The sequence below is a fragment of the Pseudomonas sp. BS3782 TE3695 genome, assembly GCF_050435305.1.
Taxonomy (GTDB): domain Bacteria; phylum Pseudomonadota; class Gammaproteobacteria; order Pseudomonadales; family Pseudomonadaceae; genus Aquipseudomonas.
The window spans coordinates 3,120,909-3,136,743 of the sequence record NZ_JBNDKB010000001.1; the positions used below are offsets into that span (position 1 = coordinate 3,120,909).

General features: G+C 59.0%; 15 protein-coding genes. 10 read left to right on the top strand and 5 right to left on the bottom strand.

Going from position 1 to position 15,835, the window contains the following annotated elements:
- Positions 1–312 precede the first annotated feature (312 nt).
- The 3 genes from ABH909_RS14215 (at position 313) to ABH909_RS14225 (ending at position 3,210) form a co-directional block, all read left to right on the top strand.
- Positions 313–1,743, top strand: coding sequence for a purine-cytosine permease family protein (locus ABH909_RS14215; RefSeq protein WP_429434045.1), 1,431 nt, complete (start codon positions 313–315; stop codon positions 1,741–1,743).
- A gap of 44 nt (positions 1,744–1,787) precedes the next feature.
- Positions 1,788–2,339: a VOC family protein gene (locus tag ABH909_RS14220; protein ID WP_429434047.1), complete on the top strand. Its 552-nt coding sequence runs from the start codon at positions 1,788–1,790 to the stop codon at positions 2,337–2,339.
- 79 nt (positions 2,340–2,418) lie between these two features.
- On the top strand, positions 2,419–3,210 hold the full coding sequence (locus tag ABH909_RS14225) for a creatininase (RefSeq protein ID WP_429434049.1): 792 nt from the start codon (positions 2,419–2,421) through the stop codon (positions 3,208–3,210).
- Positions 3,211–3,294: 84 nt separating this feature from the next.
- Here ABH909_RS14225 and ABH909_RS14230 read toward each other — a convergent pair whose 3' ends face one another.
- From ABH909_RS14230 to ABH909_RS14245, 4 genes are all read right to left on the bottom strand, one after another.
- Entirely contained in the window at positions 3,295–3,525 is a 231-nt protein-coding gene (locus tag ABH909_RS14230; RefSeq protein ID WP_429434051.1) for a hypothetical protein, read from the bottom strand.
- 79 nt (positions 3,526–3,604) lie between these two features.
- Positions 3,605–4,870 (bottom strand): MFS transporter, encoded by a 1,266-nt coding sequence (locus ABH909_RS14235; protein WP_429434053.1) that lies wholly within the window; start codon positions 4,868–4,870, stop codon positions 3,605–3,607.
- Positions 4,871–4,908: 38 nt separating this feature from the next.
- Positions 4,909–5,979, bottom strand: coding sequence for a sugar phosphate isomerase/epimerase family protein (locus ABH909_RS14240; RefSeq protein WP_429434056.1), 1,071 nt, complete (start codon positions 5,977–5,979; stop codon positions 4,909–4,911).
- A 112-nt stretch (positions 5,980–6,091) separates the two neighbouring features.
- On the bottom strand, positions 6,092–7,597 hold the full coding sequence (locus ABH909_RS14245; protein WP_429434059.1) for a PLP-dependent aminotransferase family protein: 1,506 nt from the start codon (positions 7,595–7,597) through the stop codon (positions 6,092–6,094).
- A 231-nt stretch (positions 7,598–7,828) separates the two neighbouring features.
- On the opposite strand from ABH909_RS14245, the gene ABH909_RS14250 reads away from it, so the two are divergent.
- The 7 genes from ABH909_RS14250 to ABH909_RS14280 all read left to right on the top strand — a co-directional run bounded on the left by ABH909_RS14250 (position 7,829) and on the right by ABH909_RS14280 (position 14,227).
- Positions 7,829–8,809, top strand: coding sequence for a quinone oxidoreductase family protein (locus tag ABH909_RS14250; protein WP_007897074.1), 981 nt, complete (start codon positions 7,829–7,831; stop codon positions 8,807–8,809).
- A gap of 14 nt (positions 8,810–8,823) precedes the next feature.
- Complete coding sequence (locus tag ABH909_RS14255; protein WP_192343353.1) at positions 8,824–9,672, top strand: TauD/TfdA dioxygenase family protein; 849 nt, start codon at positions 8,824–8,826, stop codon at positions 9,670–9,672.
- 87 nt (positions 9,673–9,759) lie between these two features.
- Positions 9,760–10,812 (top strand): 3-keto-5-aminohexanoate cleavage protein, encoded by a 1,053-nt coding sequence (locus ABH909_RS14260; protein WP_429434063.1) that lies wholly within the window; start codon positions 9,760–9,762, stop codon positions 10,810–10,812.
- Positions 10,813–10,903: 91 nt separating this feature from the next.
- Positions 10,904–12,235, top strand: coding sequence for an MFS transporter (locus tag ABH909_RS14265; protein ID WP_429434066.1), 1,332 nt, complete (start codon positions 10,904–10,906; stop codon positions 12,233–12,235).
- The gene (locus ABH909_RS14270; RefSeq protein WP_429434069.1) at positions 12,232–12,897 is read left to right on the top strand and encodes a DsbA family oxidoreductase; all 666 of its coding nucleotides are present in this window, start codon (positions 12,232–12,234) and stop codon (positions 12,895–12,897) included. The genes ABH909_RS14265 and ABH909_RS14270 overlap by 4 nt, the downstream gene beginning before the upstream one ends.
- A complete protein-coding gene (locus tag ABH909_RS14275; RefSeq protein ID WP_095632936.1) occupies positions 12,894–13,220 on the top strand; it encodes a Rieske (2Fe-2S) protein in 327 nt (108 codons plus the stop codon). Before ABH909_RS14270 ends, ABH909_RS14275 begins: the two co-directional genes overlap by 4 nt.
- Complete coding sequence (locus tag ABH909_RS14280) at positions 13,217–14,227, top strand: YeiH family protein (protein WP_429434072.1); 1,011 nt, start codon at positions 13,217–13,219, stop codon at positions 14,225–14,227. The genes ABH909_RS14275 and ABH909_RS14280 overlap by 4 nt, the downstream gene beginning before the upstream one ends.
- 238 nt (positions 14,228–14,465) lie before the next feature.
- Here ABH909_RS14280 and ABH909_RS14285 read toward each other — a convergent pair whose 3' ends face one another.
- A complete protein-coding gene (locus tag ABH909_RS14285; protein ID WP_429434075.1) occupies positions 14,466–15,518 on the bottom strand; it encodes an AraC family transcriptional regulator in 1,053 nt (350 codons plus the stop codon).
- Positions 15,519–15,835 lie beyond the last annotated feature (317 nt).

The following is a 15,835-nucleotide window of genomic DNA, read 5'->3' on the forward strand; positions in this document are numbered from 1 at the left end:
CTGAAGTGGAATTACCTCAGTAATGAAGCAAGTTGGCCACGACCCTCGACGGTTCGGCTATTGACATTTATTTGAGTGATGTCAAATAAAACTCAATGAGCAAATTTTCTTTGTCGAAGTGGGCTGAAAGACCTTTTGTTTCGAGGCTGGAATGGATGTTCCATGTTTTGGTGATTTACACAATTGAGTAAAACTTAATGCGGCAATTTTTCTAAAGAGCGGTTTAGTTATTATCAATTACGTAAAAGTACAGACCTCGCTTTAATGACTCGGGGCGATTCACGTGGTCGCCGGTCAGCGAGGAAAACAATAATGTCAACGCGTCGCGAGTCTGAAAAAAACTTAATTAACGAGGCCGATTATGATGCACTGGGCATCGAACCTGTGCCCGATAGCCATCGTACTTCAACGCCGTTAGACCAGTTCTGGATCTGGGCTGGGGCGAATGTGGCGCCGATCAACTGGGTGTTGGGTGCAATCGGTATCCAGCTGGGCTTGAGCCTGATTGAAACCCTGCTGGTGATTGTGGTCGGCAATCTGTTGGGCGCCGCGTTGTTCGGTGCCATCTGCATCATGGGCCACCGCACGGCGGTGCCCCAAATGGTGTTGTCCCGGCTGGCGTTTGGCCGGCGCGGTGCCTACCTTCCCACCATCATGCAGGTACTGATGCCGATGGGGTGGGTGGCCACCAACACATGGATAGTCCTGGACCTTGCGGTGGCCGCCCTGGAAAAAGTCGGCATCAGCGGTGGCATGGAACTCAAGTACGGTATCGCCTTGGGCGTCATGATTATCCAGGTTGGTATCGCGGCCTGGGGCTTTAATGCCATCAAGTGCTTTGAGCGCTACACCATGCCAGTGATTGTGCTGATCATGGTGGTGATGACCATGCTGGCCTTCACCCATGTGGATATCCAGTGGCAAACCTCGACCACCGAGGGCATCGGCAAACTGTCGGCCATGAGCAGTCTCATGACGGCGATAGGCATCGGGTGGGGCATTTCATGGCTGGTATACGCCTCGGATTACACCCGCTTCACCCAGAGCAAACTGTCTGATGGCCAGGTGTTCCGGTCGACATTTCTCGGCATGTTCCTGCCCACCGTATGGCTGGCCTTTCTTGGCGCTGCAATCGCTTCCGCGGGTGCAGGGTCGGACCCTGCGCAGCTCATCATTGCAGTCTTCGGCACGATGGCGTTGCCGGTACTGCTAGTGCTGTTACATGGCCCGGTAGCAACCAACATCGTGGTCATTTACTCGGCGGCACTGGCAACGCTGTCGCTGGATTTGCGAGTGCCACGCTGGATTGTTTCGACGGTCTCGGGAGTGGTGGCGCTATTCATACTCTATTTGTTCCTGCAATCAGGCGAGTTTGTGCATGCCTTTGAAAACCTGATGGTCTTTTTCGTGGTGTGGATCAGCCCTTGGGCAGGCATCACGCTGGTCGATTTTTTCCTGATTCGCCGAGGTCAGGTCGATCTGAAGTCGCTTTATTGCCATCACTCGCAAAGTACATGCACTGACGTGAACTGGAGAGGTGTATTTGCACTTGCAACGGGCGTGCTGGCGGCATGGTTATTCCAGGTGGGAACCATTAAATCGCTACAAGGCCCCCTTGCAATGGCATTGGGTGGAATTGATTTGTCCTGGTTGGCGGGGTTTGGTGTGGGAGGCGGTATTTACTACTTGTTGCACCGCTCACGACGAGCAGAAGTTGTTCGCTCATCCGTGTTGGCTAAGTAAAAGTTAGTGTTGTGCAACGATTAATTCATTAAAGAGGTAATCCAATGTCTCATCTTGAACAAACCAATGTACTGGCAGCGTTGAACGCCGGAGCCGAAATCGACGCGTTCCTGGGCAACGTCGTGGAGATTGCGATCGTTACGCGTGATCACAAGCGCACCATGGATGGCTTGCTCAAACTTGGGATAGGCCCATGGCGCGTGTACACCTTCAGCCCGGAAAATACCCAAAACCAGACTTACCACGGTGAACCGGCCGACTTTGTGCTGAAAGTCTGCTTCGCACAATCCGGAAACATGGTCTGGGAGCTGATGGAACCCGTCTCGGGGCCGACGATTTTCGCCGATTTCCTGGACAAGCATGGCGAAGGTATCCAGCACGTCGCCTATGACTGCAACAACATTCCGTTTGAGGATCGTATCGCTGAACTGCAACGACGCGGCTTCAAATGCGTGCAATCCGGTTCCTGGATGGGCGTGAATCATTTCGCTTTCTTTGGCACCGAGACAGATACCACCACGGTATTTGAAACCTATGCGTTTCCTTCCGATTGGGATTATCCGGAACCGGAGTCGTGGTATCCGCCGCGAGCGTAAGCCCATACGCGATTGTCTCGGCGCTGATGGCAAGCGCTGAGGCATTCGCCCTTCGAAATCACACCGGGAGTACAGTCTCATGAACAATGTTCGTATGGATAACATCAGCTGGGTCGAATATGAGCACCGGGTGCAATCAGGTGCGGTGGTCTTTTTGCCCATCGGCGCGACTGAACAGCATGGACCTCATTTGCCTTTGGGAACCGATGCATTGCTGGCCAGCGCAATCAGTGAAGATGTGGCCCGGGAAATCGATGGCGTCGTAGCCCCGGCGTTGTCCTACGGGTACAAATCCCAGCCAAAATGTGGAGGAGGGCAGCACTTTTGCGGAACCACCAGTGTCGATGGCACGACCCTGATTGCAATGGTGCGAGATGCCGTACGTGAGTTTCATCGCCATGGTGTGAAGCGCCTGGTTCTGGTGATTGGTCACTACGAGAATCAGTGGTTCGTGACCGAAGGCATTGAGCTGGCGATGCGGGATGCAGGGCCGAATACCGGATTGGAGGTCATGCGCCTCGAGCACTGGGAGTTCGTGAAGCCGCAGACGCTAGACAAGATCTTCCCCGACGGTTTTCCAGGCATTGCGCTGGAACATGCCGCGGTCATCGAAACATCGATGATGCTGCACTATTACCCGCAGCTGGTTTCGCTGGACCAGATTCCCGATCATGGCCCAGCCGAGTTCCCTGTTTACGATATGTATCCGACGCGGACCGAATGGGTACCCGCCAGTGGCGTGCTTTCGTCTGCGCTGGGCTCCAGCGCAGACAAGGGAAAATTACTGGTCAATGATGTTATCAGCGGAATCGTTCAGGCTGTTCGGTCAGAGTTCAGACTCGTCGCTCCATCTGCAGCCCGGATTATTTAGTACGCCGGGCCGCAGGCAGACTGACCAGCGTTTTCGCTGGTGAAACGACGCACCTGTGCCGCAACCAAGTGCGGCACAGGTGGATCAAGAGGTTGAATACTCGATATACAGCCTTTCCAGAGCCTCTTGGTATTTGTCTCCCTTGAGCGTTTTTTTCAGCACTGCCAGTGCCTCGAGCGCTGAGGCCGCAGCCAGCGCCTCGTTCTCTCCCCGGTAGGCGGCGCGCAGCCGTGCTGCTGCGATTATCGATTCTTCAGTCGTTGGCATGTTATTGCCCTCGAAGGTTTGAATCTCACTGATAGTCGCAACCTTCAAGGAATTCAAGTCCAGGGCGATGGCGTGAATCGAGCGCCTTCACCGAAAGGCCTTGGCCTGCCCGGTGAAGGCGATCCGATCAGCTTTGCACCGCCCCAATCCCATCCATTGCCACCGATTTATTTCGCACGCTCCTGTACAACACGCTGGACACCATGAAGCCGACAATGGCCAACAGACTCATCAAACTGAAGACATAGTTATAGCCTTGCTGACCCGGGAAATGGTCGAGGATTGCGCCGTAGATGACATAAGCGAACATGCCCGGTGCGTAGCCGATCAGGCAGCCGATGCCGAAGGCTGAACCGGTGATGTGCGCAGGGATGCCGACTTCGCCCATGGGCGCCCAGAACACGCCGCGCATGGAAAACACAATCAGCGCGAACGACAGCGTGGCAGCCATGCCCGCATAGATGAAGCCCGGGCTTTTCGGGATCAGCAGGATGACGCCCATCAGCGGCAGTAAGGCCAGGAAGGCCCATTTCAGATAGCGGCTGGTGCTCTTGAACTGCTTGTCGGCAATGAACCCTCCCGCAGGGCCGCCGAGGATCTTGAGGAAGTACTGATTGATGATGCCGTAAGCGCCCACCAGTGCCACGGGCAGCCCGTACATTTCCTTGAGGTAGGGAATGAAATAGGTCAGGCCACAGTAGACGATGTAAACCATGAACACGTTGAGGCTGACCAGCCAGATACCCGGTACCTTGATGGCCTCAAGGAGGTTCGCCAGACTGTTCTTCGGCTTGGCAATCGACTGCGCACTGCCGCCCTTGAGCAGGAACCAGGTCAGGGTTCCGGCCAGAATGTCGATGACCGAGTAGAAGAGAATGGCCGATTTCAGACCGGTTTCACCGGAGCCCATGGCGACGAAAACGCCCAGTGCAGAAAAGGCGACCAGGGTATCAATGACGCCACGCCCACCTTCCAACAGTCCAAATAACCGACCCTGTTCCTGATCGTCGCCCAGATTGCGGATGGCTTTGAGCAGCGAGGGCCAGAAGAAGCAATCGGCGCAGACGGCCAGCAGGCTGAATACGATCAGCAGATTGCTGAACGGCGGAAAGGTTGCCAGATACAACCCCAGGCCGCCGGTACCGATCAGGCCGATCGGAATCATTTTGCGCGTATCGTAGCGGTCGGCGAGCATGCCGCCGACGACAAACAGTGCGGTGGCGATGATGGCGTTGGCGCTCAGCAGCAGGCCGATTTCAGTGTGGCTCAAGCCCATGAATTCTTGCATGGGGATGTAGAAGGCGTCCTTGAGGTTCGCCAGTTTGTAGATGGTGCCACCACCGAGGATGAGAATCAGGAATCTGAGCCATTTGGCCTTGTCACGAGTTGTCATTATTGTTCTCCAGGCGTAATCAGGTAGTAACGTCAGGTTCAGGGATTAACGCGGTTGGCCAGGGTCAACTCGGCCAGGGTTCGGAACTCGGCCAACAGGCCTCGTACATAGGCGATCTGGTTGTTCGCCCAGCGGTGTTCGTCGGCGAGCATTCGTTCGAGCGAATAGCCGTCCGGGAGTGGCGTGTCACTCATTTCCCGGTACGCAATGAAGGGATCGGCAGCCTCAGAGGTCTGGCGGAACGCCGGGGCGATGTAGTGGTTTTCCTGCTCGAGAATGAAGGCGATCACTTGCGGGGTTGAGTCGCCGAGCATCAACAGTTCGAACAACATGCGGGCGCTTGGCAGGTCGTCTTCGTCGCTGCCCTGCAGCACGCCGTAATGGCCGAATCCGTGTTGCTCGGGGACGATGCGCACACCCTTGAGGTGAGTCTGGCGTATGTGCGGTGCCAGAGTCCGCAGCGCCGGCAGGGGCTGTTCGCAGGCGTTGATCATGTTGCCGAAGTCGAACAAGGCGTGCAGCCGTGGGTGGTTCAGCCGGCTCAGCAGTTGCGCGATCTCGGCGCTCTTGAGTTCCTCATGCTGCTCGAAGTCGAAGAACAGATCGTGTTCATCGGCCTGCTGCGCGAGGTAGTGCAGGTCTGACTCGATCACATCCATGACCCGGGACAGCGTCCCCTCGTAACGTGAGTAAACGCGGATGTTGCGAACCCCCAGCGCCTTGGCGATGGCGATCACCTGATCGACGTCTTTTTTCAGCGTGCTGCTGATTTCCAGGTGCACATCCAGTGCGAGCGCATTGGCCTTGTCGGCAAACGCTTGCAGCTGCGCGGGTGTCATTTGGCTCAGGCTGTTTTCTTCGCCGTCGAGCAAATGCAGGCTCAGACCCTGCTGCTCGTGGCGATAGGCGAAATCCAGCAGGTCGGCGGGCGTGACACGGCCATGGGTGAGGTTGGTCAGCAAGGGGTAGGCATGCGCAAACAAGCGCACCTGCCCGAGGCGGTCGAGCAGTTGGCGGGCCAGTGCTTCAGTCAGCAGGGGAGGTGTTCCATCCTCGGCAGCCTTGTGGCTGAGCAAGGCATTGAATCGCTCTTGGATCTTATTGTTCATTTCGAGTCGTTCCTGGTCAGACGCCGGGTCTACCGGCGCAGCCTTTATCGCGCCAGTCAGGAACTCTCGATAGATCCATTATCAGTTAAGTCATAAGACCACTTGCCTTGCTTCAAGTGGCCTGCAGGTACCCCATTTTGCTCAAGGCCCGGGCCAGCGCCTCGACGCGCTCTTGCGCCTGGCTCTCAGGCGTACCGGCAAAACCGATGAGCAGCGCCGGTGGCAGGACATGCTCAAGGCAATAGTCGCTCAAGGCATAGGTGTGGATATTGTGCTGGGCCAGTTCCCTGGCGATGGCGTCGTCATCAAGGGTGGGCGGCAGCCAGGCGATCAAGTGCATGCCGGCGTCCACCGGAGTGATATTGAAGAAGCCGCCCAGCTGTCGCTGAAGTTGCTCGAGCAGTGCTTGCTGGCGGGCCTGGTACAGCGCAAGCATGCGGCGAATATGGCCGAGGAAGTGGCCTTCGCGCATGAAGTCCGCCGTCGTCGCCTGGAGCAGCGTGGGCGGGCTGCGATCCATCACCGCGCGCAGGGTACAGAAGGGTTCGATCAGGGCTTGGGGCAATATCACATAGCCCAGCCTCAGGGAGGGGAAGAGCACTTTGCTGAAGGTGCCGACGTAGATCACTCGAGCCATCCGGTCCATGGCGTAGAGCGCGGGAAGGAGGCGGCCGCTGTAGCGAAATTCACTGTCGCAATCGTCCTCGATGATCCAGCTCTGATACTGCGCGGCCCAGTCTATGAGTGCCTGGCGCCGCGCATAACTCATGGTCACGCCCAAGGGATGCTGGCGAGAAGGCGTGGTAAACACCAGGCGGGCGTCAGGGCACTCGGCCAGGCCTTGCTGAATATCAATCCCCTGTTCATCGATCCGCAACGGGACCACTTGAGCCCCCTGGGCCTGCAATGCAATGCGCGCCGCGATGTGTCCCGGGTCTTCCATCCACACGCTGTCCTGCGGATTGAGCAACAGCATGCCTAACAGGTTGAAGGCTTGCTGCGCCCCTGAAACGATCACCACCTGCTCGGCACTGCAATCGATGCCACGGGCATCAAAAACGTACTCGGCAATCGCCGCGCGCAAGGCCTGTAACCCTTGCAGTTCGCCATAGCCAAGCATGGCTTTGGTCGGCTTGAGCAGGTGGCGGTTCATCAAGCGCCGCCATACCGCGAGCGGGAACGCGTCGTAGGTACTGTGGCTGGGCAGGAATGAGGTAGGGGTCGCGGGGTCCCAATCGGTATAGGAAACCCCACGAAAGTGACGGCTGCGCAACGACAGCATGGACTGGCTCAGGTCTGACAGGCGCGGTGGCTGGCGCTGCTGCTCTTCGTCGGCAATCCCTCGGCTCTCCCACTCATTGCCGACATAGGTGCCCGCTCCGGTGCGCGAGGCCAGGAAACCTTCGGCAATCAGCTGATCGAAGGCATTGAGAATGGTGATCCGCGACAGCGCCAATTCTTTGCTCAGGGTCCGCGTCGACGGCAGGCGCACGCCCCCTTGCATCTTTCCGCTGAGAATCTGTTTGCGAATCTGCAAATAGAGTTGGCGGTACAGGGGGATGGTGCTGGCACGGTCCAGCTCGATAGCCGATAGCAGCAAACCTGCAGGGGATTTCATTACATGCTCTTCTGGAGGGAGGTGGTTTGACCTGGAACACCATCAGGTACCCGCAGGGTATCGAGAGGCACTGGATAAGTCATCCATGGCCGCTGTTGATGCAATGCCCTTCTGTCATGAAATGAAAAGCCATTGTCGTCTGATGAGAAGCGACCCTGCAGACGGCGTCCTACAGTCCAATCAGCGCAATTCGACGCAGTACGCCCAACTTGAGACTGGAGAATAAGAAAAATGGCCAAAGCCGTACGCTTTTACGAAACTGGTGGTCCCGAAGTCCTTCGTTATGAAGAGGTCGACGTCGGCGATCCGGGTCCAGGCCAGGTTCGTCTTCGTCATGTGGCGGTAGGCCTGAACTATGCCGACACCTACTTTCGCAACGGCACTTACCCGATCCCGATGCCCAATGGCATGGGGGTTGAAGCGTCCGGTGTGGTCCAGGCCATCGGCGCAGGGGTGACCAACGTTCAAGTCGGTGATCGCGTCACCTACACCGGTTTTCTCAATACATTGGGCGCCTACAGCACCGAACGTCTGATCCCGGCCGCGCCGCTGATCAAATTGCCGGAAACCATCAGTTTCGAGACTGCCGCAGCCATGACCATGCGCGGCCTGACGTCCTCGTACCTGATGCGACGCATCTACGACTTCAAGCCCGGCGACAGCATTCTGTTGCACGCCGCTGCCGGTGGTGTGGGCCTGATCGTTTCGCAATGGGCCAAGCTGCTCGGCCTGAACGTCATTGGCACCGTGTCCACCGAGGCGAAGGGTGAAATCGCCCGGGCCCACGGCTGCGAGCATGTCATCAATTACAGCCATGAAGACGTCGCCCAGCGCGTTCGAGAGCTGACGGACGGCGTGGGAGTCAACGTGGTGTTCGACAGTGTTGGCAAGAACACCTTCATGGGCTCGCTGGACTCGCTCAAGCGTCGCGGTTTGATGGTGTGCGTCGGCACGGCATCCGGCCCGATCCCGGCTTTCGATCCGGTATTGCTGGCGATGAAAGGCTCGCTGTTCCTGACCCGTCCGGCCCTGGCCGATTACATCGCCGACCCGGCGGAAAAAGCCGCGTTGGCGGGCGAATTGTTCGATCATGTCGGCAGCGGCCGAATCAAGATCGAGATCAACCAGCACTATGCTTTGCAGGATGCCGTGCAGGCCCATCGCGACCTGGAATCACGCAAAACCACGGGCTCATCGATTTTCGTCATTTAAGGGAGTCGTCTGCCATGAAAGTCGAACAATTGACCTGCAACATTGGCGCGGAACTGGTGGGCGTCAACCTCGCCGATGCAGTCCATGACGACGGTCTTTTTGCCGAGATTCGTGCTCAGTTGCTCAAGCATAGGGTGGTGTTCCTGCGTGATCAGGACATCACACGCGAGGAGCACGTGGCCTTCGCCCGACGCTTTGGCGAACTGGAGGATCATCCGGTGGCCGGCAGTGATCCCGACCATCCCGGGCTGGTGCGTATCTATAAGAACCCGGACCAGCCGATGGATCGCTACGAAAACGCCTGGCACACCGACGCGACCTGGCGCGAGGCACCGCCGATGGGCTGTGTGCTGCGTTGCGTGGAGTGCCCTCCGGTGGGCGGCGACACCATGTGGGCCAACATGGTCGAGGCCTATGCGCGCTTGCCCGAAGACGTGAAGGTGAAGATCGCCGACCTGCGCGCGCGCCATAGCATCGAAGCGAGTTTCGGTGCCGCCATGCCGATCGAAAAGCGTCTGGCGCTCAAGGCGATGTACCCGGATGCCGAGCACCCGGTGGTGCGTACCCATCCCGAAACCGGGGAAAAGGTGCTGTTCGTCAACGCCTTCACCACGCACTTGAGCAACTACCACACCCCCGAGCGGGTGCGCTTCGGCCAGGATGCCAACCCGGGTGCAAGCGAGTTGCTGCGCTACCTGATCAGCCAGGCCTACATCCCCGAGTATCAGGTGCGCTGGCGCTGGAAACCCAACAGCATCGCCATCTGGGACAACCGCAGCACCCAGCACTACGCCGTCATGGATTACCCGCCGTGCCATCGCAAGATGGAACGCGCCGGCATCATCGGCGACAAGACTTACTGATCGACCGCCACTGCATTCGCACTCGTAAACACGCCTGCCCGGCACGATCCCGGGTGGGCGGGACAATCATAAGAACAGGAGTAACTCATGCAATTCTTCGACGATTCCCTGCACCCGGAAAACATGGAAAAGGTGGTGATCACCGTGGCCCCGTATGGCCCCGAGTGGATGCCGGAAGACTTCCCCGAAGACATCCCGCTGACCATGGACGAGCAGGTGCAGAAGGCGGTTGAGTGTTATGAGGCGGGTGCAACGGTATTGCACCTGCACGTGCGTGAATTGGATGGCAAGGGTTCCAAGCGTCTGTCCAAGTTCAACGAATTGATCGCCGGTGTGCGTGAAGCCGTGCCGGACATGATCATCCAGGTCGGCGGCTCGATTTCCTTCGCCCCCGAAAGCGATGGCGAAGCCGCCAAGTGGCTGTCTGACGATACCCGGCACATGCTGGCCGAGCTGACGCCAAAACCGGATCAGGTCACGGTGGCCATCAATACCACCCAGATGAACATCATGGAGCTGCTGTATCCGCAATACCTGGAAGGCACGTCCCTGGCCAATCCTGCCTATCAGGCGGCGTACAGCGAAATGACCGTGCCGGCCGGCCCGGCCTGGGTCGCCGAGCACCTCAAGCGTCTGATGGACAACGGCATCCAGCCGCATTTCCAGCTGACCGGCATGCATGCCATGGAAACCCTTGAGCGTCTGGTGCGCAAGGGTGTCTACAAGGGCCCGTTGAACCTGACCTGGATCGGTATCGGCGGCGGTTTCGATGGCCCCAATCCGTTCAACTTCTTCAACTTCATCCACCGCGCGCCAGACGGTTGCACCCTGACCTCCGAGTCGCTGCTCAAAAACGTCATGCCGTTCAACACCATGGCGATGGCCATGGGTATGCACCCGCGTGTGGGCAATGAAGACACTATCATTGATCACAAGGGCGATCGTTTCGGCTCAGTTGCGCAGATCAAGCAAACCGTACGCATCGCCCATGAACTGGGTCGCGAAATCGCCACGGGTAAAGAAGCCCGTGAGATCTACCGCATCGGTGTGCAGTACCAAAGCATCGAAGAAACCCTGTTGGCCAATGGCATGGCCCCCAACCGCAAGGCCGGGCAGAAAGGTGTGCCGCAACGCGGCTGATCGGCAGACGCAGCGGGGGGCAATGGCCTCCCGCTCGCTGCACTGCAACACGCTTGATAACAACAATAAAACGAAGCTTTGAGGAGGCTGCATGGCCTTTCACCCAATCGCCGCAGACGATGATGACTGCAGTGGCGTCGGCGTTGCGCGCAAGTACGCCTGGATTGTCTTTGCGCTGACGTTCGGTTTGTTGATTTCCGATTACATGTCGCGTCAGGTGCTGAACGCGGTGTTCCCGATGCTCAAGGGCGAATGGGCCCTGAGCGACGGCCAGCTCGGCCTGCTCAGTGGCATTGTCGCCCTGATGGTGGGGCTGCTGACCATTCCCCTGTCTTTGCTAGCGGATCGCTTCGGCCGGGTAAAAAGCCTGGCGCTGATGGCTTTGCTGTGGAGCCTGGCGACGCTGGGCTGCGCATTGGCGCAGGACTATCAGCAGATGTTCATTGCACGGTTCATGGTTGGCGTCGGCGAAGCGGCGTATGGCAGCGTCGGCATCGCCGTGGTGATCTCGGTGTTCCCAAAACACATGCGTGCAACGCTTGCCAGTGCGTTCATGGCGGGTGGCATGTTCGGTTCGGTGTTAGGGATGGCGCTGGGCGGTGCCATCGCCGCCAAGCTTGGCTGGCGCTGGTCGTTTGCCGGCATGGCGTTGTTCGGTCTGCTGCTGGCGGTGCTTTACCCGGTCATCGTCAAGGAAGCACGCATTGCGCCGCAACGTGCCGCTCAGGCGGCGAACAAGACGGCTGCCGCGGTCAAGCGTCCGTTGCGTACGCTGTTTTCCAGCCGCTCGGTGATCGCGGCCTACATCGGCAGTGGCTTGCAACTGTTCGTCGGCGGCACCGTGATTGTGTGGATGCCCAGTTACCTCAATCGTTATTACGACATGGCCACCGACAAGGCTGGTGGCCTCGCGGCGATCATCGTGCTGTGCAGCGGCGCGGGGATGATCCTGTGCGGCATGCTCAGTGATCGTCTGTGCCGCCATTCGCCGGAGCGCAAAGTCGCTTTGGCCATCGCTTATTGCCTGGGCAGTTGCCTGCTGCTGTCGGCGGCGTTCGCTCTGCCGGCGGGGCCTGGGCAATTGGTGCTGATCTGCCTGGGCATGTTGATTGCCGCCGGCACGACCGGCCCTTGCGGAGCCATGGTTGCCAACCTGACCCATTACTCGGTGCATGGCACGGCCTTCGCCACGCTGACCTTGGCCAACAATATGCTGGGGCTGGCGCCTGGGCCGTTCATCACCGGCAGGGTGTCCGACCTTATCGGCTTGCAGGCTGCTTTTCAGCTGGTGCCCCTGGTCAGCATCGCGGCAGCGGCGGTGTTCTTTTATGCCAAGTGTCACTACCGCAAAGACATTGCCCGGCTCAAGGGCGAGCAAGTTCTCGATTCGATTGGCAAAGCGGCGTTAGAGGTGAAGTTGTGAGTGGTCGTTTACGTATTGATGTGTTTTTCGATTTCATCTGCCCGTGGTGCCTGATCGGCAAGCGTCAACTGGAGCGCGCGCAAGACCTGTTGCGTGTGCAGCAACCCGAGGTGGAGATCACTACGGTGTGGCACGGGGTGCAATTGCTGCCGCAGCTGCCGGCACAGGGTGAACCCTTCGCCGATTTTTACCTCAAGCGTCTGGGCAGCCGCGAAGCGGTAGCGATGCGCCAGGCCCAGGTGCAGCAGGCGGCGATGGCGGTGGGCGTGCCCATCGATCTGAGCCGAATTCCCAACATGCCCAATACCGCCGATGCCCATCGCTTGCTGGAGCGGGCGAGGGCGCTGGGCAATAGCACCCAATGCGATGTGTTGCTGGAGCGTTTGTTCGCGGCTTACTTCCAGTTTGGCGAAAATCTTGGCTGCCCGGACACCTTGCTGCTCATTGCCCGCTCGTGTGGCTTCAACGCTGCGGCGATGGCGTCTTTCCTGCAAGGTGACGGCGATCCTTACGTCGGCAACGAGGCGGGAGCGGCCAGCGGCGTACCCAATTTTCAGTTCGACGGACGCCTGACATTGGTGGGCGCACAGCCTGTCGAGGTGCTGCTGGAGGCCATGTGCGAAGCCTTGGTTGAAAGTACTCGCAAGCGGCAACCGGCATGAGTCTTCGTATTCCCGTGCCTGCCGCAAAACTCCCGCCGGCAGGCGGTCGTGCGCTGTTCGAATTCGATGGCAAAAGCCTGGCGTTATTCAACGTCGAAGGTGACTTGTTCGCCATCGACGACAGTTGCCCGCACCAGGGCGCCTCGCTGTGTGGCGGGCGTCTTGAGGGGCGGGTGATTCAGTGTTGCGCCCATGGCCTGCGCTTCGATCTGCGCAGCGGTTACTTGCTCAATTCAACCCAGCTCAAAGTCGCCAACTACCCCGTCGAGATCATCGACGGTCAGGCATTCATCGTCATCGTTCCCCAGGAGTCCGTGCCATGAGCGCTCTCGCTCTTACCCGTATCCATAGCCGAACGCGCGAACTGGCGCCGGGTTTTGTCGTCAGCCTGATCGTAGCGGCGGCTGCGTCCTTTTTGTCCGAGCATTATGGCGCGCCGGTGATGCTGTTCGCGTTATTGCTGGGCATGGCGCTGAATTTTCTGGCCGGTGACGGCGCCTGCAAGGCGGGCATCGAGTTCACGGCACGCACGGTGTTGCGCATTGGCGTGGCGTTGCTGGGCATGCGCATCACCCTCGAACAGATTGCCGCGCTGGGCTGGAAGCCTGTGGCATTGGTGGTGATTGTAGTGGTGGTGACGATCGGCGTCTCGGTGATTGCGGCCAAAGCGCTGGGGTTTCAACGCTTGTTCGGCATGCTTACTGGCGGGGCCACTGCGATTTGTGGTGCGTCGGCGGCGTTGGCGCTGGCGGCGGCATTGCCGAACCATCCGCAGAAAGAACGCGCAACGTTATTCACGGTGATCGGGGTGTCGGCGCTGTCGACCCTGGCGATGATTGTGTACCCGATGATTGCCAACTGGCTGTCGTTGTCGCCGCAAGTGGCGGGCGTGTTCCTGGGGGCGACCATTCACGATGTCGCCCAGGTGGTCGGTGCCGGTTACAGCATGTCGACCGAGACCGGCGATACGGCCACGGTGATCAAGCTGATGCGGGTTGCCATGCTGCTGCCGGTGATCGTCTGCGCCGCGATGATTACCCGCATGCAAGGCGCCGACCCGACCGGCAAACGACCGCCGCTGCTGCCTTGGTTCGCCGTCGGCTTTCTGATTCTGGCCTGTATCAACAGCACCGGCTGGATAGCCCCGGTGGTGCAGGGATCGGTCAATGACTTGTCGCGCTGGTGCCTGGTGGTTTCCATCAGCGCCCTGGGCATGAAAACCCAGCTCAAGGAGCTGGCGGCGGTGGGCATCAAGCCGATCCTGCTGATGCTGGGGGAAACGGTGTTCCTGGTCGTGCTGGTGCTGCTGTTGCTGCGCTGGGGAATGTAGGCACACAAAACAGTGGCGAGGGAGCTTGCTCCCGTTGGGGTGCGAAGCGCCCCCTTTCCAAGGCCACTGCAACTTTTTCAGAAAGTACGCGGCGACCCGTTTTGGGGGCTGCTTCGCACCCCAGCGGGAGCAAGCTCCCTCGCCACAGGACTCCTCGGCCGGTGTGTCATAAGCACCGGTTCTTTTGCGGCGACTGTGCCAGCAGTCGCCGTTTTTTTTTGCCTGTTTTGCGTCCGCTTCAGGGTTCGCTGGAGCCGGGCAGGGGGCTCAGGTCCGACGGTGCTTTGGCGGGGTGCTTTTGCGCGCTGCGCCATGCGGCGGGCGGCATGCCGAACTGGGTGATGAACCAGCGTGTGAAGGAACTCGCCATGGAGTAGCCGAGCATGTCGGCAATGCGTCCCAACGAGTAATTCGGATTTTCCAGGTAGCGCAACACCAGGTCGCGGCGCACGTCGTTGATCAGGTCGTTGAAGGCGCAGCCATCGTCTTTCAGGCGACGTTGCAGGGTGCGTACGTTCATGCCCTGGGTCTGGGCGATCTGCTCGATGGTGGCGCGCCCCATCGGCAGCAGCAGGTAGATGGCTTTGCGCACCTCGAACAGCATCGAAGGACCTTCGTGGCTGAGCAGCGAGTCGAGGTAGCTCTGGGCGTAACGAGCCATGGCCGGGTCGGCATTGGGGTTGGTCACGTCGAGGCTGGCGTCGGAGCAGACGATGCCGTTGAACTCGCTGCCGAACTCCAGCTTGCAACCGAACAGGCGCCGATGCAGTTGCAGGTTGTCGGGAGGCTGGTGCGTGAAGTTGACGCTGTAAGGGTGCCAGTGGGTGCCGAGCAGCGCGGCGCACAGACGGAACATCACACCGATGGCCAGCTCAGTGGCTTGCCGGCTGGGCATTGGCGATTCGGTGACCACCTCTTCGCGAATGATCACCATCTTGCCGGCCTCTTCAATGAAGATGGCCAATGAATCGTTCATCAGATGACGGTAATGCACCACCACCTGCAAGGCGTCTCGCAGCGTTCGCTGGTGGCTGAGCAGCAGGCTGACCACGCCGAAGTCCGACAGCTGACGCGACTCGGCCATGCTCAGGCCGAAGCTCTGGCAGCCACTGGCGGCGGCCGAATCTTCCAGCAGGCGTACGGCGGCATCAATGGGAATGCGGTGCTCGGGCGCTTGCAGCAGCGCTTTGCTCAAGCCGACGCCGGCCAGTACATCACGCGGGTTGAACCCCAGGTATTGGGTGACCTCCAGGTAGTTGGTCAAGACAGCGGCGCGAACAAGCTTGGGCATGCGAAGTTCTTTCCTGGGCCGGTTGCGATTCGGATGAGCGTGGCGACTATATCCAGCACATCAGCAATTGAACAGTTGTGACGTTGTCGAGGTGACTCGCCCGATTCTGTCCAGAAGCCCCTGCGTGGTTGTCGAGCAAACGACGCTCACCCATTGATTACAGTGACCCACAGCGAAGCTGCGGGCTTTTTCGACCAGTGGTCGGGGCACGCCAGCCTCGGCAAATCTGTCATGAAAAGAAAAGTGCCTGACGTCCAATGAAAAGCACCTGGGGTGGGGGCTCTTTAATGTCAGTCCTACAAAAAGCCCCTGGCGTA